Annotated in this window: 16 protein-coding genes; all 16 read left to right on the forward strand. The window is 56.2% G+C overall.

Annotated elements, in window-relative coordinates; all coding sequences use genetic code 11:
- Window position 1 precedes the first annotated feature (1 nt).
- The gene (rsmH, locus tag RY075_RS04225) at window positions 2–943 is read left to right on the forward strand and encodes a 16S rRNA (cytosine(1402)-N(4))-methyltransferase RsmH (RefSeq protein WP_003856366.1); all 942 of its coding nucleotides are present in this window, start codon (window positions 2–4) and stop codon (window positions 941–943) included.
- On the forward strand, window positions 940–1,305 hold the full coding sequence (ftsL, locus tag RY075_RS04230) for a cell division protein FtsL (RefSeq protein WP_003856363.1): 366 nt from the start codon (window positions 940–942) through the stop codon (window positions 1,303–1,305). Before rsmH ends, ftsL begins: the two co-directional genes overlap by 4 nt.
- Window positions 1,306–1,320: 15 nt before the next feature.
- Window positions 1,321–3,087, forward strand: a complete 1,767-nt coding sequence (gene ftsI / locus RY075_RS04235) for a peptidoglycan glycosyltransferase FtsI (protein ID WP_003856361.1) — start codon at window positions 1,321–1,323, stop codon at window positions 3,085–3,087.
- Window positions 3,074–4,561, forward strand: a complete 1,488-nt coding sequence (gene murE, locus RY075_RS04240; RefSeq protein ID WP_023315388.1) for a UDP-N-acetylmuramoyl-L-alanyl-D-glutamate--2,6-diaminopimelate ligase — start codon at window positions 3,074–3,076, stop codon at window positions 4,559–4,561. Before ftsI ends, murE begins: the two co-directional genes overlap by 14 nt.
- Entirely contained in the window at window positions 4,558–5,916 is a 1,359-nt protein-coding gene (murF, locus tag RY075_RS04245; RefSeq protein ID WP_023315389.1) for a UDP-N-acetylmuramoyl-tripeptide--D-alanyl-D-alanine ligase, read from the forward strand. Before murE ends, murF begins: the two co-directional genes overlap by 4 nt.
- Window positions 5,910–6,992 carry a phospho-N-acetylmuramoyl-pentapeptide-transferase gene (mraY, locus tag RY075_RS04250; RefSeq protein WP_003856353.1) on the forward strand — a complete coding sequence of 361 codons (1,083 nt, stop codon included), beginning with the start codon at window positions 5,910–5,912 and terminating at the stop codon, window positions 6,990–6,992. Before murF ends, mraY begins: the two co-directional genes overlap by 7 nt.
- 2 nt (window positions 6,993–6,994) lie before the next feature.
- Entirely contained in the window at window positions 6,995–8,311 is a 1,317-nt protein-coding gene (gene murD, locus RY075_RS04255; RefSeq protein WP_023315390.1) for a UDP-N-acetylmuramoyl-L-alanine--D-glutamate ligase, read from the forward strand.
- The gene (ftsW, locus tag RY075_RS04260) at window positions 8,311–9,555 is read left to right on the forward strand and encodes a cell division protein FtsW (RefSeq protein WP_003856348.1); all 1,245 of its coding nucleotides are present in this window, start codon (window positions 8,311–8,313) and stop codon (window positions 9,553–9,555) included. Before murD ends, ftsW begins: the two co-directional genes overlap by 1 nt.
- Window positions 9,552–10,616: an undecaprenyldiphospho-muramoylpentapeptide beta-N-acetylglucosaminyltransferase gene (gene murG / locus RY075_RS04265; RefSeq protein ID WP_109949056.1), complete on the forward strand. Its 1,065-nt coding sequence runs from the start codon at window positions 9,552–9,554 to the stop codon at window positions 10,614–10,616. The genes ftsW and murG overlap by 4 nt, the downstream gene beginning before the upstream one ends.
- Before the next feature lie 59 nt (window positions 10,617–10,675).
- Window positions 10,676–12,151: a UDP-N-acetylmuramate--L-alanine ligase gene (gene murC / locus RY075_RS04270; RefSeq protein ID WP_003856345.1), complete on the forward strand. Its 1,476-nt coding sequence runs from the start codon at window positions 10,676–10,678 to the stop codon at window positions 12,149–12,151.
- Window positions 12,144–13,064 (forward strand): D-alanine--D-alanine ligase, encoded by a 921-nt coding sequence (locus RY075_RS04275; RefSeq protein ID WP_003856344.1) that lies wholly within the window; start codon window positions 12,144–12,146, stop codon window positions 13,062–13,064. The genes murC and RY075_RS04275 overlap by 8 nt, the downstream gene beginning before the upstream one ends.
- Window position 13,065: 1 nt before the next feature.
- Window positions 13,066–13,908, forward strand: a complete 843-nt coding sequence (gene ftsQ, locus RY075_RS04280; protein ID WP_003856342.1) for a cell division protein FtsQ — start codon at window positions 13,066–13,068, stop codon at window positions 13,906–13,908.
- Window positions 13,905–15,161 (forward strand): cell division protein FtsA, encoded by a 1,257-nt coding sequence (gene ftsA, locus RY075_RS04285; RefSeq protein ID WP_003856340.1) that lies wholly within the window; start codon window positions 13,905–13,907, stop codon window positions 15,159–15,161. Before ftsQ ends, ftsA begins: the two co-directional genes overlap by 4 nt.
- Window positions 15,162–15,224: 63 nt before the next feature.
- Entirely contained in the window at window positions 15,225–16,376 is a 1,152-nt protein-coding gene (gene ftsZ / locus RY075_RS04290) for a cell division protein FtsZ (protein WP_003856338.1), read from the forward strand.
- A gap of 101 nt (window positions 16,377–16,477) precedes the next feature.
- Window positions 16,478–17,395: a UDP-3-O-acyl-N-acetylglucosamine deacetylase gene (gene lpxC / locus RY075_RS04295; protein ID WP_003856337.1), complete on the forward strand. Its 918-nt coding sequence runs from the start codon at window positions 16,478–16,480 to the stop codon at window positions 17,393–17,395.
- A 280-nt stretch (window positions 17,396–17,675) separates the two neighbouring features.
- On the forward strand, window positions 17,676–18,179 hold the full coding sequence (secM, locus tag RY075_RS04300) for a secA translation cis-regulator SecM (RefSeq protein WP_032628081.1): 504 nt from the start codon (window positions 17,676–17,678) through the stop codon (window positions 18,177–18,179).
- Window positions 18,180–18,224 lie beyond the last annotated feature (45 nt).

Here is an 18,224-nt window from a genome sequence, read left to right on the forward strand (position 1 = left end):
TATGATGGAAAATTATAAACATACAACGGTGCTGCTGGATGAGGCCGTTAACGGCCTGAATATTCGTCCAGACGGCATCTATATTGATGGCACTTTTGGTCGCGGTGGTCACTCGCGTTTGATCCTCTCTCAGCTTGGAGCGGAAGGACGCCTGCTGGCAATTGACCGCGATCCGCAGGCGATTGCCGTTGCGCAAACCATCGATGATCCTCGCTTTTCCATCGTGCATGGACCTTTCTCTGCGCTTGCGGATTATGTCGCTGAGCGCGGCCTGACCGGCAAGATCGACGGGATTCTCCTCGATCTTGGCGTCTCTTCACCACAGCTTGATGATGCAGAACGCGGTTTTTCCTTTATGCGTGATGGACCGCTGGATATGCGTATGGACCCTACTCGCGGCCAATCTGCCGCTGAATGGTTACAAACTGCTGACGAAGCGGATATTGCCTGGGTAATCAAAACCTTCGGCGAAGAACGCTTTGGCAAACGTATTGCCCGCGCCATCGTGGAGCGCAACCGCGTTGAGCCAATGACCCGTACCAAAGAACTGGCAGAAGTCATCGCGGCGGCAACGCCGGTGAAGGACAAGCACAAACATCCTGCGACCCGTACCTTCCAGGCGGTTCGTATCTGGGTAAACAGTGAACTGGAGGAAATAGAGCTGGCGCTAAAAAGCTCGCTCGACGTGCTGGCCCCGGGTGGGCGGTTATCCATCATCAGTTTCCATTCGCTGGAAGATCGCATCGTAAAACGCTTCATGCGTGAACAGAGCCGCGGTCCTCAGGTTCCGGCGGGGCTGCCGATGACGGAAGAACAACTCAGAAAGCTGGGCGGCCGTCAGTTGCGAGCATTAGGCAAGTTGATGCCGGGCGAAGAAGAGGTGGCAGAGAATCCACGTGCCCGTAGTTCAGTGCTGCGTATTGCAGAGAGGACGAACGCATGATCAGCAGAGTGACAGAGACCCTAAGCAAAGTTAAGGGATCGTTAGGAAGCAACGAGCGCCATGCCTTGCCTGGCGTGATCGGCGACGATCTTTTGCGGTTTGGGAAGCTGCCACTCTGCTTGTTCATTTGCATCATTGTGACGGCAGTCATGGTGGTCACCACCGCTCACCATACCCGTTTATTAACTGCGCAGCGCGAACAGATGGTACTGGAACGCGATGCGCTGGATATTGAATGGCGAAATCTGATCCTTGAAGAAAACGCGCTCGGCGATCACAGCCGGGTTGAACGGATCGCAACGGAAAAACTGCAATTACAGCATGTTGATCCTTCGCAGGAAAATATCGTAGTACAAAAATAAGGGAAAACGCGACGCATGAAAGCAGCGGCAAAAACGCTAAAACCAAAACGCCAGGAAGAACAGGCCAACTTTGTCAGTTGGCGTTTTGCGTTGCTTTGCGGCTGCATTTTACTGGCGCTGGGTTTCCTGCTGGGACGCGTGGCGTGGCTACAAATCATCGCGCCTGACATGCTGGTGCGTCAGGGGGATATGCGTTCTCTGCGCGTGCAGGAAGTTTCTACCTCTCGTGGGATGATCACCGACCGCTCCGGCCGCCCGCTGGCGGTGAGCGTGCCGGTGAAGGCGATCTGGGCCGATCCGAAAGAGCTGCACGACGCAGGCGGGATCACCCTTGATAACCGCTGGAAGGCGCTCTCAGACGCGTTGAAAATGCCGCTGGATCAGCTGGCGTCGCGCGTTAACGCCAACCCGAAAGGGCGCTTCATCTATCTTGCTCGTCAGGTGAACCCTGACATGGCTGACTACATTAAGAAACTGAAGCTGCCGGGCATTCATCTGCGGGAAGAATCCCGCCGTTACTATCCTTCCGGCGAAGTCACCGCGCACCTGATTGGCTTTACCAACGTGGATAGTCAGGGGATTGAGGGCGTTGAAAAAAGCTTCGACAAGTGGCTTACCGGCCAGCCTGGCGAGCGAATCGTGCGTAAAGACCGCTATGGTCGCGTCATTGAAGACATTTCCTCGACAGACAGCCAGGCCGCGCACAACCTGGCCCTGAGTATTGATGAACGCTTGCAGGCGCTGGTCTATCGTGAACTGAACAACGCCGTCGCGTTTAACAAGGCGGAATCGGGCAGCGCCGTGCTGGTGGATGTGGCGACAGGTGAAGTGCTGGCGATGGCCAGTAGCCCCTCATACAACCCGAATAATTTTGCCGGTACAGCAAAAGATGCAATGCGTAACCGCTCCATCACCGATGTGTTTGAACCCGGTTCGACCGTAAAACCCATGGTGGTGATGACGGCTCTACAGCGAGGCATCGTCAACGAAAATACCGTTCTGAATACGATCCCTTATCGAATTAACGGTCACGAAATCAAAGACGTGGCACGTTACAGCGAACTGACCCTGACCGGGGTCTTGCAGAAGTCGAGTAACGTCGGTGTGTCAAAACTGGCGTTAGCGATGCCGTCCTCAGCGTTAGTAGATACTTACTCACGTTTTGGGCTGGGAAAGGCGACCAATTTGGGGTTGGTCGGAGAACGCAGTGGCTTATATCCTCAAAAACAACGGTGGTCTGACATAGAGAGGGCCACCTTCTCTTTCGGCTACGGGCTAATGGTAACTCCCTTACAGTTAGCGCGAGTCTACGCAACGATTGGCAGCTATGGCATTTATCGTCCGCTGTCGATCACCAAAGTTGATCCACCGGTTCCGGGGGAACGTGTTTTCCCGGAATCTATCGTTCGTACCGTCGTGCATATGATGGAAAGCGTCGCGTTACCTGGCGGTGGCGGCGTGAAGGCCGCAATTAAGGGCTATCGTATCGCCATTAAAACTGGTACAGCGAAAAAAGTGGGGCCGGACGGCCGCTATATCAACAAATACATTGCCTATACCGCAGGCGTAGCGCCTGCAAGCAATCCGCGTTTTGCACTGGTGGTCGTCATCAACGATCCGCAGGCGGGTAAATACTACGGCGGCGCCGTCTCCGCGCCTGTGTTCGGGGCTATTATGGGCGGCGTGTTGCGCACCATGAACATTGAACCGGATGCGCTGGCGACGGGCGAAAAAAGTGAATTTGTAATTAATCAAGGCGAGGGAACAGGTGGCAGATCGTAATTTGCGCGACCTTCTTGCTCCGTGGGTGCCTATGCTACCTGCGCGAGCACTGCGAGAGATGGTACTGGACAGCCGCGTAGCGGCTTCTGGCGATCTTTTTGTGGCAGTGGTGGGTCATCAGGCGGACGGGCGTCGTTATATCCCGCAGGCGATTGCGCAAGGTGTTGCTGCCATTATTGCTGAGGCCAAAGATGAGGCAACAGACGGTGAGATCCGTGAAATGCACGGCGTGCCGGTCATCTATCTCAGCCAGCTGAATGAGCGTCTCTCCGCGCTGGCAGGACGTTTTTACAACGAACCTTCCGACCAGTTAAAGCTGGTTGGCGTGACAGGAACCAACGGAAAAACCACCACCACTCAGCTGATGGCGCAGTGGGCGCAGCTGCTGGGCGAAACCGGTGCCGTCATGGGCACGGTGGGGAACGGTCTTCTGGGCAAAGTAAGCCCGACGGAAAACACTACAGGCTCGGCGGTTGACGTGCAGCGTGTGCTGGCGGGCCTCGCTGAGCAGGGGGCGACCTTCGCTGCGATGGAAGTCTCTTCCCATGGTCTGGTACAACATCGCGTGGCGGCCCTGAAATTTGCTGCCTCTGTCTTTACTAACCTGAGCCGCGATCACCTTGATTATCATGGTGATATGGAGCACTACGAAGCGGCGAAATGGCTGCTTTATTCCACTCACCACCACGGGCAGGCGATCATTAACGCCGACGACGAAGTCGGTCGCCGCTGGCTGGAAAAACTGCCAGATGCGGTGGCGGTGTCGATGGAAGATCGCATTAATCCGAACTGCCGCGGCCGCTGGCTGAAGGCGGTCGAGGTGAACTACCACGATAGTGGGGCGACGATCCGCTTCGCTTCCATCTGGGGCGAAGGTGAAATTGAAAGCCGCCTGATGGGGGCCTTTAACGTCAGTAACCTGCTGCTGGCGCTGGCGACGCTGCTGGCGCTGGGTTACCCGATGGCGGATCTGCTGAAAACGGCTGAGCGTTTGCAACCGGTCTGTGGCCGCATGGAAGTGTTTAGCGCGCCGGGCAAGCCGACGGTGGTTGTGGATTACGCCCACACGCCGGATGCGCTGGAAAAAGCGCTGGAAGCGGCGCGTCTGCACTGCGCTGGCAAGCTCTGGTGCGTGTTTGGCTGCGGTGGCGATCGCGACAAGGGCAAACGTCCGCTGATGGGCGCCATCGCTGAGCAGTTCGCGGATATTCCCGTGGTAACCGATGACAACCCGCGTACCGAAGAGCCGCGGGCCATTATCAACGACATTCTGGCGGGCATGCTGGATGCGGGACGTGCGCGCGTGGTCGAAGGCCGTGCGGAGGCCGTGACTAACGCCATTATGCAGGCGCAGGAGAACGATGTGGTTCTGCTGGCCGGTAAAGGTCATGAAGATTATCAGATTGTCGGCAATCGTCGTCTGGATTACTCCGACCGCGTGACGGCAGCGCGTCTGCTGGGAGTGGTGGCATGATTAGCATTACGTTAAGCCAGGCCGCTGCGGTATTGCAGGGGGTGCTGCATGGTCAGGATCTGACCATCGAGGCTGTAACCACCGACACCCGTAAGGTGACGGCGGGCTGCCTGTTTGTGGCGCTGAAGGGTGAACGTTTTGACGCCCACGATTTTGCGCAACAGGCTAAAGATAACGGCGCGGGCGCGCTGCTGGTCAGTCGTAAGCTCGATATCGATTTGCCGCAGATTGTGGTGAAAGATACGCGCCTGGCGTTTGGCGAGCTGGCGGCATGGGTTCGCCAGCAGGTGCCAACACGCGTCGTGGCACTGACGGGCTCGTCGGGCAAAACCTCCGTTAAAGAGATGACCGCGGCGATCCTTAGCCAGTGCGGTAACACGCTTTATACGGCGGGCAACCTTAATAATGACATCGGTGTGCCGATGACGCTGCTGCGCCTGACCCACGAGCATGAATATGCGGTGATTGAGTTAGGGGCTAACCATCAGGGCGAAATCGCCTGGACCGTGAGCCTGACCCGTCCTGAAGCGGCGCTGGTGAATAACCTGGCGGCGGCACATCTTGAAGGTTTTGGTTCTCTGGCCGGTGTGGCGAAAGCGAAAGGTGAAATTTATACCGGCCTGCCGGATGACGGCATCGCCATTATGAACGCCGATAACAACGACTGGCTGAACTGGCAGAGCATCATTGGTTCACGTAAAACCTGGCGCTTCTCACCGAATGCGGCAAACAGTGATTTTTCGGCGACCAACATTCATGTGACGTCACACGGCACCGAGTTCACCCTCACAACCCCAACGGGCGACATCGACGTGCTGCTGCCCCTGCCGGGTCGTCATAACATCGCCAATGCGCTTGCTGCGGCAGCGCTCTCAATGGCGGTAGGTGCCTCACACGCGGCGATCAAAGCAGGTTTGGCAAATTTAAAAGCCGTGCCGGGGCGTCTGTTCCCGATCCAGCTGGCTGAAAACAAACTCCTGCTGGATGACTCCTACAACGCTAACGTTGGCTCAATGACGGCGGCCGTGCAGGTCTTGTCTGAAATGCCGGGCTATCGCGTGATGGTTGTGGGCGATATGGCCGAGCTGGGTGATGAAAGCGAAGCCTGCCATGTTCAGGTGGGTGAAGCGGCGAAAGCCGCCGGGCTTGACCGCGTATTGAGCGCAGGCCCGCTGAGCAAGGCCATTTCCGATGCCAGTGAAGTTGGCGAACATTTTGCCGATAAATCTGCACTGATCGAACGCCTGAAGGCATTGATTACAGAAAAACAGATTGTGACTGTTTTAGTTAAAGGTTCACGTAGTGCCGCCATGGAAGAGGTTGTGCACGCATTACAGGAGAACGGGACATGTTAGTTTGGCTGGCCGAACATTTGGTCAAATATTACTCAGGCTTTAACGTCTTTTCCTATCTGACGTTTCGTGCCATCGTCAGCCTGCTGACTGCGCTGTTCATCTCGCTGTGGATGGGCCCGCGCATGATTGCCCGTCTGCAAAAACTCTCTTTCGGCCAGGTTGTGCGCAACGACGGTCCGGAATCGCACTTCAGCAAGCGGGGTACGCCGACCATGGGCGGGATCATGATCCTGACCGCGATTGTGGTGTCCGTGCTGCTGTGGGCGTATCCGTCTAACCCCTACGTCTGGTGCGTGCTGACCGTTCTGGTTGGCTACGGGATCATCGGTTTTGTTGATGACTACCGCAAAGTCGTACGCAAAGACACCAAAGGTTTGATCGCCCGCTGGAAGTATTTCTGGATGTCGGTGATTGCGCTGGGCGTGGCCTTCGCCCTTTACCTGGCAGGAAAAGACACCCCGGCCACCGAACTGGTGGTGCCGTTCTTCAAAGACGTGATGCCGCAACTGGGGCTGTTCTACATTCTGCTGGCTTACTTTGTGATCGTCGGCACCGGCAACGCCGTCAACCTGACCGATGGTCTGGACGGCCTGGCGATTATGCCAACCGTGTTTGTCGCGGGCGGTTTCGCGCTGGTGGCGTGGGCAACCGGTAACATGAACTTTGCAAACTACCTGCACATTCCGTACCTGCGGCACGCGGGTGAGCTGGTGATCGTCTGTACGGCGATTGTCGGGGCGGGGCTGGGCTTCCTGTGGTTTAACACCTATCCGGCGCAGGTCTTTATGGGCGACGTCGGTTCACTGGCGCTGGGCGGCGCGCTGGGCATTATCGCCGTGCTGCTGCGTCAGGAGTTCCTGCTGGTGATCATGGGCGGTGTGTTTGTGGTTGAGACGCTGTCGGTGATTTTGCAGGTCGGTTCTTTCAAGCTGCGCGGTCAGCGCATCTTCCGTATGGCACCGATTCACCACCACTATGAACTGAAAGGCTGGCCGGAGCCGCGCGTCATTGTGCGCTTCTGGATTATTTCGCTGATGCTGGTGCTGATTGGCCTGGCAACGCTGAAGGTACGTTAATCATGGCAGATTACCAGGGCAAAAAAGTCGTTATCATCGGGTTGGGCCTCACCGGCCTCTCCTGCGTGGACTTTTTCCTTGCGCGTGGCGTGACGCCGCGCGTGATGGATACGCGCGTCTCTCCGCCGGGTCTGGACAAGCTGCCGGAGCAGGTTGAACGCCACCTGGGTGGTCTGAATGATGAGTGGCTGCTGGCCGCCGATCTGATTGTTGCCAGCCCCGGTATGGCGCTGGCGCATCCTTCCCTGAGCGCCGCCGCGGATGCAGGCGTTGAGATTGTCGGCGATATTGAACTGTTCTGCCGGGAGGCGCAGGCGCCGATCGTCGCCATTACCGGTTCGAACGGTAAAAGCACCGTCACCACGCTGGTGGGGGAAATGGCGAAGGCGGCGGGCAAAAATGTCGGCGTGGGCGGTAACATTGGTCTGCCCGCTCTGATGCTGCTTGATAAAGGGTGCGAGCTGTTCGTCCTTGAGCTTTCCAGCTTCCAGCTGGAAACCACTTCAAGCCTGCATGCGGCGGCGGCGACGATCCTAAACGTCACCGAAGATCATATGGACAGATACCCGTTCGGCTTGCAGCAATACCGTGCGGCCAAACTGCGCGTTTATGAAAATGCCAAAGTTTGCGTGGTGAATGCCGATGATGCACTCACCATGCCGGTGCGCGGCGCAGACGATCGCTGCATTAGCTTTGGTATTAATATGGGTGACTATCACCTTAACCGTCAGCAGGGCGAAACCTGGCTGCGGGTGAAAGGTGAGAAAGTGCTGAACGTGAAAGAGATGATGCTCTCCGGCCAGCATAACTACACCAATGCCCTGGCGGCGCTGGCGCTGGCGGATGCCGTTGGCCTGCCGCGATCTTCAAGCCTGAAGGCGCTGACCACCTTTACCGGCCTGGCGCACCGGTTCCAGCTTGCGCTGGAGCACAACGGCGTACGCTGGATTAACGATTCCAAAGCGACCAACGTGGGTAGCACCGAGGCGGCACTGAACGGTCTGCACGTTGATGGCACGCTGCACCTGCTGCTGGGCGGCGACGGTAAATCGGCTGACTTCTCCTCGCTGAAGCAGTACCTCAACGGTGATAACGTGCGCCTGTATTGCTTTGGCCGCGATGGTAGCGAGCTGGCGGCGTTGCGTCCTGAGGTCGCCGAGCAAACCGAGACCATGGAGCAGGCGATGCGTCTTATTGCCCCACGCGTGAAGCCCGGCGATATGGTGCTGCTCTCACCAGCCTGTGCCAGCCTCGATCAATTCAAGAATTTCGAACAGCGGGGTGATGTCTTTACCCGCCTGGCGAAGGAGTTAGGCTGATGCGTTTATCTCTCCCTCGCCTGAAAATGCCGCGCCTGCCAGGATTTGGTATCCTGGTATGGCTGTTTACGGCGCTGAAAGGCTGGGTGATGGCTTCACGGGATAAAGATTCCGACAGCCTGATCATGTACGACCGCACGCTGTTCTGGCTCACGCTGGGGCTGGCAGCGATCGGCTTTATTATGGTCACCTCGGCGTCAATGCCTGTCGGACAGCGTCTGGCAAACGACCCGTTCCTGTTTGCCAAGCGTGACGGGCTTTACATCATTCTCGCGTTCTGCCTGGCGCTGATCACCTTACGCCTGCCAATGTCGTTCTGGCAGCGGCACAGTACGGCCATGCTCATCGCCTCAATCATCATGCTGTTGATCGTGCTGGTTGTCGGGAGCTCCGTTAACGGGGCATCACGCTGGATTGCCTTTGGCCCACTGCGTATTCAGCCGGCGGAGTTCACCAAACTGTCGTTGTTCTGCTACCTGGCTAACTACCTGGTGCGTAAAGTTGACGAAGTCCGTAACAACCTTCGCGGCTTCTTAAAACCGATGGGCGTGATTCTGGTCCTCGCGATCCTGCTGCTGGCGCAGCCCGACCTCGGTACGGTAGTCGTACTGTTTGTCACTACGCTGGCGATGCTGTTCCTGGCGGGCGCAAAACTGTGGCAGTTCATTGCCATCATCGGGATGGGGATTTCGGCGGTGGTGCTGCTGATCCTCGCCGAACCCTACCGTATCCGCCGTGTGACCTCGTTCTGGAACCCATGGGAAGATCCGTTCGGCAGCGGTTACCAGCTGACGCAGTCGCTGATGGCGTTTGGCCGCGGCGAAGTCTGGGGCCAAGGCCTGGGCAACTCGGTGCAAAAACTGGAGTATTTACCGGAGGCGCACACCGACTTCATCTTCTCCATTATTGGGGAAGAACTGGGTTATATCGGTGTGGTATTGGCGCTATTAATGGTATTCTTCGTCGCTTTCCGCGCCATGTCGATTGGCCGGAAAGCGCTGGAGATCGATCACCGCTTCTCCGGTTTCCTGGCCTGCTCTATTGGTATCTGGTTTAGCTTCCAGGCACTGGTAAACGTTGGGGCGGCAGCGGGTATGTTGCCGACTAAAGGTCTGACGTTACCGTTGATCAGTTATGGTGGTTCGAGTCTGTTGATCATGTCGACGGCCATCATGTTTTTGTTACGCATAGATTATGAAACGCGTCTGGAGAAAGCTCAGGCGTTTACACGAGGTTCACGATGAATCAACCGAAGCGGTTAATGGTGATGGCAGGCGGTACCGGTGGACACGTGTTCCCGGGGCTGGCGGTTGCGCACCATTTAATGGAACAGGGCTGGCAGGTACGCTGGCTGGGAACCGCAGACCGCATGGAAGCCGACCTGGTACCTAAGCACGGTATCGAGATCGACTTTATTCGTATTTCTGGCCTTCGTGGCAAAGGGATCAAGGCGCTGCTGCTGGCGCCGGTGCGCATTTTCAATGCCTGGCGTCAGGCGCGCGCCATCATGAAGCGCTTTAAGCCTGACGTCGTTCTGGGCATGGGCGGTTACGTTTCCGGCCCTGGCGGACTGGCGGCGTGGTCATTAGGGATCCCCGTTGTTCTGCATGAGCAGAACGGTATTGCCGGTTTGACCAACAAATGGCTGGCAAAAATCGCCACCAAAGTTATGCAGGCCTTCCCCGGGGCATTCCCGAAAGCGGATGTCGTAGGGAATCCGGTACGTGTGGACGTGCTGGCGCTGGCGCTGCCAGATACGCGTCTGGCGGGTCGTGAAGGGCCGGTGCGGGTGCTGGTCGTCGGCGGTTCCCAGGGCGCGCGTATTTTAAACCAGACGATGCCGCAGGTTGCGGCAAAACTGGGTGATGCAGTGACCATCTGGCACCAGAGCGGGAAGGGCGCTCAGCAGACCGTTGAGCAGGCCTACGTGCAGGAAGGTCAGCCGCAGCATAAAGTAACTGAATTTATTGATGATATGGCCGCAGCCTATGCATGGGCCGATGTCGTGGTCTGTCGCTCGGGCGCGCTGACGGTGAGCGAAATCGCCGCCGCCGGTTTACCGGCGCTGTTTGTGCCGTTCCAGCACAAAGACCGACAGCAGTACTGGAATGCACTGCCGCTTGAAAAAGCGGGTGCCGCGAAGATTTTTGAGCAGCCACAATTTACCGCTGATGCGGTCGCCACTACCCTGGCGGGCTGGAACCGGGATGTATTACTGGAGATGGCGCAACGCGCACGCGCGACCGCTATCCCGGATGCAACGGAACGGGTGGCAAAAGAAGTGAGCCTGGCAGCCCAGGCATAATTCTCGCAGCGCGTGTTGCGCTGCACGATTTTTTTGAAGTAGTCGATGGCGTTTAGAGAATGAATACACAACAACTGGCAAAACTGCGTTCTATCGTGCCCGAGATGCGTCGCGTCCGGCACATTCACTTTGTCGGCATCGGTGGTGCTGGCATGGGCGGTATTGCCGAAGTGTTAGCTAACGAAGGCTATCAGATCAGCGGGTCTGACCTGGCGCCAAACCCTGTTACGCAGCAGCTGGCGTCGCTGGGGGCGACTATCTATTTCAATCATCGCCCGGAAAACGTGAGCGATGCGAGCGTGGTTGTGGTGTCCAGCGCTATCTCCGCGGATAACCCGGAAATCGTTGCGGCGCATGAGGCGCGCATTCCGGTGATCCGTCGCGCGGAAATGCTGGCGGAACTGATGCGTTTCCGTCACGGCATTGCGGTGGCCGGCACGCACGGTAAAACCACCACAACAGCGATGGTCTCCAGCATTTATGCGGAAGCGGGTCTCGACCCGACGTTCGTTAACGGTGGTCTGGTGAAAGCCGCTGGCGTGCATGCGCGTCTGGGCCATAGCCGTTATCTGATTGCGGAAGCGGATGAGAGCGACGCGTCGTTCCTGCATCTACAGCCGATGGTGGCGATCGTCACCAACATCGAAGCTGACCATATGGACACTTACCAGGGTGACTTCGAGAACTTAAAGCAGACCTTTATTAACTTCCTGCACAACCTGCCGTTCTATGGCCGTGCGGTGATGTGCGTGGACGATCCGGTTATTCGCGAACTGCTGCCGCGTGTCGGGCGTCAAATTACGACCTACGGCTTCAGCGAAGACGCGGATGTACGCGTAGAAGATTACAAGCAGATCGGTGCGCAGGGGCATTTCACCCTCGCGCGTCAGGATAAAGACCTGCTGCATGTCACCCTGAACGCGCCGGGACGTCACAACGCCCTGAATGCGGCGGCGGCGGTGGCTGTTGCGACAGAAGAAGGCATTGACGATGAAGCGATCCTGCGTGCACTGGAGAGCTTCCAGGGGACGGGCCGTCGTTTCGACTTCCTCGGTGAATTCCCACTGGAGCCGGTAAACGGTAAGCCAGGGTCTGCGATGCTGGTGGATGACTACGGTCACCATCCGACGGAAGTGGACGCAACCATCAAAGCGGCACGTGCGGGTTGGCCGGAAAAGAATCTGGTCATGATCTTCCAGCCGCACCGTTACACGCGTACCCGCGATCTGTATGACGATTTTGCCAACGTCCTTTCTCAGGTTGATACCCTGCTGATGCTGGATGTTTATGCTGCGGGTGAAACGCCGATTCCGGGTGCGGACAGTCGTTCTTTATGTCGTACCATCCGTGGACGCGGTAAAGTGGATCCTATTCTGGTTCCCGACCCGGCGCAGGTGGCTGAAATGCTTGCCCCGGTCCTGACGGGTAACGATCTGATCCTGATTCAGGGCGCGGGAAATATCGGCAAAATCGCCCGTACCTTAGCTGAAATCAAACTGAAGCCGCAAACTCAGGAGGACGAGCGTCATGGCTGATAAGATTGCTGTCCTGTTTGGCGGCACTTCCGCCGAACGCGAGGTTTCTCTGAATTCGGGCGCTGCCGTGCTGGCGGGCCTGCGTGAAGGTGGCGTGGACGCGCATCCGGTTGATCCGAAAGAGGTGGACGTCACGCAGCTGAAAGCGATGGGCTTCGATAAAGCCTTCATCGCGTTGCACGGCCGCGGTGGTGAAGACGGCACGTTGCAGGGGCTGCTGGAGCTGATCGGTATACCGTACACCGGCAGCGGCGTGATGGCATCCGCCATCTCCATGGATAAACTGCGCAGCAAACTGCTGTGGCAGGGCGCGGGCCTGCCCGTTGCGCCATGGGTTGCACTGACGCGTCGTGAATATGAATTGGGTCTGTCGGACAGCGTTAATACACGCATTGCGGCACTGGGCTTACCGGTTATTGTTAAGCCGAGCCGTGAAGGGTCGAGCGTGGGAATGTCCAAAGTTGATAAAGCTGTAGATTTGGCTGACGCTTTAGCACTGGCATTTCAACATGATGAAGAAGTTCTGATTGAAAAATGGCTTAGCGGGCCGGAATTTACCGTCGCGATGCTTGGCGAAGAAATTTTACCGTCAATTCGCATCCAACCCGCCGGAGTCTTCTATGATTATGAGGCGAAGTATCTCTCTGATGAGACGCAATATTTCTGCCCAGCGGGTCTTGAAGCAGAGCGTGAAGCCGAATTACAGTCTCTGGTGCTTAAAGCGTGGAATGTTCTGGGATGTCGTGGCTGGGGACGCATTGACGTCATGCTTGACGGTGACGGGCAATTTTATCTGCTGGAAGCAAACACGTCTCCGGGTATGACCAGCCATAGCCTTGTGCCGATGGCGGCGCGTCAGGCGGGAATGAGCTTCTCGCAATTAGTTGTACGTATTTTGGACCAGGCGGGCTGATATGTCTCAGGCTGCATTGAACACGCGCAACCGCGATGACGAAGAAGAATATTCCTCTTCGCGCCGGAGTAATGGAACGCGTCTTGCAGGGATCATCTTCCTGCTCGGGGTGCTGTGCACCGTGTTTATCAGCGGCTGGATGGTGCTGGGCTGGATGGAAGATGCGCAGCGGTTGCCGCTTTCAAAGCTGGTGGTGACCGGGGAGCGACACTACACGCGTAACGATGATATTCGCCAGTCGATTCTGGCGCTTGGGTCGCCTGGCACCTTTATGACGCAGGACGTCAACATTATTCAGAGTCAGATTGAACGTCTGCCGTGGATAAAACAGGCAAGTGTCAGAAAGCAATGGCCTGATGAATTGAAGATTCATCTGGTTGAATATGTGCCGATTGCGCGTTGGAATGATCAGCATATGGTTGATGTAGACGGAAATTCGTTCAGCGTCCCGAGCGATCGTGTCAACAAGCAGAATTTACCGATGTTGTATGGGCCGGAAGGCAGCGAAAACGAAGTATTGCAGGGTTTTCGTGAGATGGGGCAGGTGCTGGCTAAGGATCGCTTTACGTTAAAAGATGCTGCGATGACGGCGCGCCGTTCCTGGCAGTTGACCTTAACGAATGGCATCAAGCTCAACCTTGGCCGCGGCGATACAATGAAACGTCTGGCGCGTTTTGTCGAACTTTACCCGGTTTTACAGCAGCAGGCGCAGACGGATGGCAAACGGATAAGCTACGTTGATTTGCGCTATGACTCAGGCGCAGCAGTCGGTTGGGAGCCGGCTCCGGTCGAGGAACCTAATCAGCAACAAAATCAGGCACAGGTACAGGCAGAACAACAATGATCAAGTCGACGGACAGAAAATTGGTAGTAGGACTGGAGATTGGCACCGCGAAGGTTGCCGCTTTGGTAGGGGAAGTTCTGCCCGACGGTATGGTCAATATCATTGGCGTGGGCAGCTGCCCCTCCCGTGGTATGGATAAAGGTGGGGTAAACGACCTTGAGTCGGTGGTGAAATGCGTTCAGCGCGCCATCGACCAGGCTGAATTGATGGCAGATTGCCAAATTTCCTCTGTCTATCTGGCCCTTTCTGGTAAGCATATCAGCTGCCAGAATGAAATCGGTATGGTGCCGATTTCCGAAGAAGAAGTGACGCAGGAAGACGTTGAGAACGTTGTCCACACGGCGAAATCCGTGCGTGTTCGCGACGAGCACCGTGTGCTGCATGTGATCCCGCAGGAATACGCGATCGACTACCAGGAAGGCATCAAGAATCCGGTCGGTCTGTCGGGCGTGCGTATGCAGGCAAAAGTGCACCTGATCACATGTCACAACGATATGGCGAAGAACATTGTAAAAGCCGTTGAACGTTGTGGCCTGAAAGTTGACCAACTCATTTTCGCCGGACTTGCCGCGAGCTATTCCGTGCTGACCGAAGACGAACGTGAACTGGGCGTCTGTGTGGTCGATATTGGTGGTGGTACAATGGACATGGCTGTCTATACCGGCGGTGCGTTACGCCACACCAAAGTGATCCCGTACGCCGGGAATGTGGTTACCAGCGATATCGCTTACGCCTTTGGTACGCCACCGAGCGATGCAGAGGCGATTAAAGTGCGCCATGGTTGCGCGCTGGGCTCTATCGTCGGCAAAGACGAGAGCGTTGAAGTGCCGAGCGTAGGAGGTCGACCGCCGCGCAGCCTGCAACGCCAGACGCTGGCAGAGGTAATTGAGCCGCGTTATACCGAGCTGCTCAACCTGGTCAACGAAGAGATTTTGCAGTTACAGGAACAGCTTCGCCAGCAGGGTGTGAAACATCATCTCGCGGCGGGGATTGTATTAACCGGCGGGGCAGCGCAAATTGAAGGTCTTGCGGCCTGCGCTCAGCGCGTGTTCCATACGCAGGTGCGTATCGGTGCGCCGCTGAATATCACCGGTTTAACGGATTATGCCCAGGAGCCGTACTATTCAACGGCGGTGGGCCTGCTGCACTACGGGAAAGAGTCCCATTTAAGTGGTGAGGCAGAGGTGGAAAAACGCGTCTCGGTGGGGTCGTGGGTCAAACGACTTAACACCTGGCTGCGAAAAGAATTTTAATTTTTTTAAGAGACCGGAGAGAATTAGCGGTCTCGGGCGACAGGCACAACGGAGAGAGAGATTATGTTTGAACCTATGGAATTAACCAACGACGCGGTGATTAAAGTCATCGGCGTCGGTGGCGGCGGCGGTAACGCCGTAGAGCACATGGTGCGCGAGCGCATCGAAGGTGTTGAATTCTTCGCGGTGAACACCGATGCGCAGGCGCTGCGTAAAACGGCTGTTGGCCAGACGATTCAGATCGGTGGTGGCATCACCAAAGGTCTGGGAGCAGGGGCTAACCCGGAAGTGGGCCGCAACGCGGCTGAAGAAGATCGTGAAGCGCTGCGCGCTGCACTGGACGGTGCAGACATGGTCTTCATCGCAGCGGGTATGGGCGGCGGTACAGGTACCGGTGCAGCACCCGTTGTGGCGGAAGTCGCTAAAGATTTAGGTATTCTGACCGTTGCTGTCGTGACCAAGCCTTTCAACTTTGAAGGTAAGAAGCGTATGGCTTTCGCGGAGCAGGGTATCACCGAGCTGTCCAAGCACGTGGACTCTCTGATTACCATTCCGAACGACAAGCTGCTGAAAGTGCTGGGTCGCGGTATCTCTCTGCTGGACGCCTTTGGCGCGGCAAACGATGTGCTGAAAGGCGCGGTTCAGGGTATTGCTGAACTGATTACCCGTCCTGGCCTGATGAACGTCGACTTTGCAGACGTTCGTACCGTGATGTCCGAGATGGGCTACGCGATGATGGGCTCTGGCGTGGCGAGCGGCGAAGACCGTGCGGAAGAAGCTGCTGAAATGGCGATCTCCTCTCCACTGCTGGAAGATATCGATCTGTCTGGCGCGCGCGGCGTGCTGGTCAACATTACCGCTGGCTTTGACCTGCGTCTGGATGAGTTCGAAACTGTGGGTAACACCATCCGTGCATTCGCCTCTGACAACGCGACCGTCGTTATCGGTACCTCCCTTGATCCGGAAATGAACGACGAACTGCGTGTGACCGTTGTGGCCACCGGTATCGGTATGGACAAGCGTCCTGAGATCACCCTGGTGACTAACAAACAGACTCAGCAGCCGGTTATGGATCGTTACCAGCAGCACGGTATGGCGCCTCTGACTCAGGAGCAAAAACCCGCTGCGAAAGTGGTGAACGACCCGACTCCACAAACGGCAAAAGAGCCAGATTATCTGGATATCCCGGCGTTCCTGCGTAAGCAAGCTGACTAAGAATTGGCTGGAATTTGGGGATTTGCGCTCTTTGTGCTAAACTGGCCCACCGTTAGTGATATACACTCTCGGTTGGATAGTTAATTTGGCGAGATTATACGATGATCAAACAAAGGACACTTAAACGTATCGTTCAGGCGACGGGTGTCGGTTTACATACCGGCAAGAAAGTCACACTGACGTTACGCCCTGCGCCGGCCAATACCGGGGTCATCTATCGTCGCACCGACTTGAATCCACCGGTAGATTTTCCGGCCGATGCCAAATCTGTGCGTGATACTATGCTCTGTACTTGTCTGGTGAACGAGCATGACGTGCGGATTTCTACCGTAGAGCACCTGAACGCCGCCCTGGCGGGTCTGGGTATCGACAACATTATGGTTGAAGTCGATGCGCCAGAAATCCCGATCATGGACGGGAGTGCTGCTCCGTTCGTTTATTTGTTGCTGGATGCCGGCATCGAAGAACTGAACTGCGCGAAGAAATTTGTTCGCATTAAAGAGACCGTTCGCGTCGAAGATGGCGACAAATGGGCTGAATTCAAACCGTACAATGGTTTTTCGTTGGACTTCACCATCGATTTTAACCATCCGGCGATTGACTCCAGCACCCAGCGCTATGCGATGAACTTCTCTGCGGATGCGTTCATGCGCCAGATCAGCCGAGCACGTACCTTCGGCTTTATGCGTGATATCGAATATCTGCAATCCCGCGGCCTGTGCCTGGGCGGCAGCTTCGATTGTGCCATCGTTGTTGACGATTATCGCGTACTGAACGAAGACGGCCTGCGTTTTGAAGATGAATTTGTTCGTCACAAAATGCTGGACGCGATCGGCGACCTCTTCATGTGTGGTCACAACATCATTGGTGCATTTACCGCGTTTAAATCCGGTCATGCACTGAACAACAAACTGTTGCAGGCAGTCCTGGCAAAACAGGAAGCCTGGGAATATGTGACCTTCGAAGACGAAGCTGAACTGCCGCTGGCGTTCAAAGCACCGACTATGGTCCTGGCGTAACGGTTAAACCCGTTTCGTAAGAAAAGCGACTGGTTCACCTGGTACTCTCTCCGACCAGGGAAGCCAGTCGTTTTTATTTCTGCCCTTCTTTAATTTGTCCCTTTCACCCCTGGCCTGTGTCGGGTGCCGAATAACGGTGTGTTCGCTGCATTATTGACCGTTTTTACCTGCTGCAAGGTGTCATTCCTGCTGCCGTGTATTGGCTTTAGTGGTAATATCTGGGCGCTAAAAAAGAATAACTAAACTCAGCCTGCACTGGCGGGCGAACGTGGTGGAGCAAGTGAGCGGAATACTGACGCGCTGGCGACAATTTGGCAGACGTTACTTCTGGCCGCATCTCTTATTGGGGATGGTCGCGGCGAGTCTCGGCTTGCCTGTGCTCAGCAACAGCGCAGACGCGGCAACGCCAGCACGTTCCACGACGACCAAACACGATCTCACCACACGGGTTAACTTCACTAATCTCGCATGGCTTGAAGCCAGCCGTCGTCCCAATTTCTCCGTTGATTACTGGCAGCAGCACGCGATTCGCACGGTTATCCGCCATCTGTCGTTCGCGATGGCGCCGCAGACGATGCCTGTTGCGGAAGAAACGCTGCCGGTCCAGGCTCAGCATCTTGCCCTGCTCGATACGCTTAATGCGCTTCTGACGCAGGACAACCAGCCGCCAGTGACCGTGAATCAGACGGCGAAAACGGATTTTGTTTCCCCTGCATCCTTCTCTGTTTCGACATGGATTAGCCAGGTTCACGGCATCCGTGCCGGGCCTCAACGCCTCAGCTAAATTAACCTTTTTCAATACCTTAATTTATCTGCCCGACTGGGGCGT

The organism is Enterobacter sp. JJBC, from assembly GCF_036936505.1.
Lineage (GTDB): Bacteria > Pseudomonadota > Gammaproteobacteria > Enterobacterales > Enterobacteriaceae > Enterobacter > Enterobacter hormaechei_C.

Excerpts from the sequence above, each read along its gene's own strand:
- rsmH (WP_003856366.1), top strand. The coding sequence starts at position 2 with ATGATGGAAAATTATAAACATACAACGGTGCTGCTGGATGAGGCCGTT.
- ftsL (WP_003856363.1), top strand. The coding sequence starts at position 940 with ATGATCAGCAGAGTGACAGAGACCCTAAGCAAAGTTAAGGGATCGTTA.
- ftsI (WP_003856361.1), top strand. The coding sequence starts at position 1,321 with ATGAAAGCAGCGGCAAAAACGCTAAAACCAAAACGCCAGGAAGAACAG.
- murF (WP_023315389.1), top strand. The coding sequence starts at position 4,558 with ATGATTAGCATTACGTTAAGCCAGGCCGCTGCGGTATTGCAGGGGGTG.
- mraY (WP_003856353.1), top strand. The coding sequence starts at position 5,910 with ATGTTAGTTTGGCTGGCCGAACATTTGGTCAAATATTACTCAGGCTTT.
- murD (WP_023315390.1), top strand. The coding sequence starts at position 6,995 with ATGGCAGATTACCAGGGCAAAAAAGTCGTTATCATCGGGTTGGGCCTC.
- ftsW (WP_003856348.1), top strand. The coding sequence starts at position 8,311 with ATGCGTTTATCTCTCCCTCGCCTGAAAATGCCGCGCCTGCCAGGATTT.
- murG (WP_109949056.1), top strand. The coding sequence starts at position 9,552 with ATGAATCAACCGAAGCGGTTAATGGTGATGGCAGGCGGTACCGGTGGA.
- murC (WP_003856345.1), top strand. The coding sequence starts at position 10,676 with ATGAATACACAACAACTGGCAAAACTGCGTTCTATCGTGCCCGAGATG.
- RY075_RS04275 (WP_003856344.1), top strand. The coding sequence starts at position 12,144 with ATGGCTGATAAGATTGCTGTCCTGTTTGGCGGCACTTCCGCCGAACGC.
- ftsQ (WP_003856342.1), top strand. The coding sequence starts at position 13,066 with ATGTCTCAGGCTGCATTGAACACGCGCAACCGCGATGACGAAGAAGAA.
- ftsA (WP_003856340.1), top strand. The coding sequence starts at position 13,905 with ATGATCAAGTCGACGGACAGAAAATTGGTAGTAGGACTGGAGATTGGC.
- ftsZ (WP_003856338.1), top strand. The coding sequence starts at position 15,225 with ATGTTTGAACCTATGGAATTAACCAACGACGCGGTGATTAAAGTCATC.
- lpxC (WP_003856337.1), top strand. The coding sequence starts at position 16,478 with ATGATCAAACAAAGGACACTTAAACGTATCGTTCAGGCGACGGGTGTC.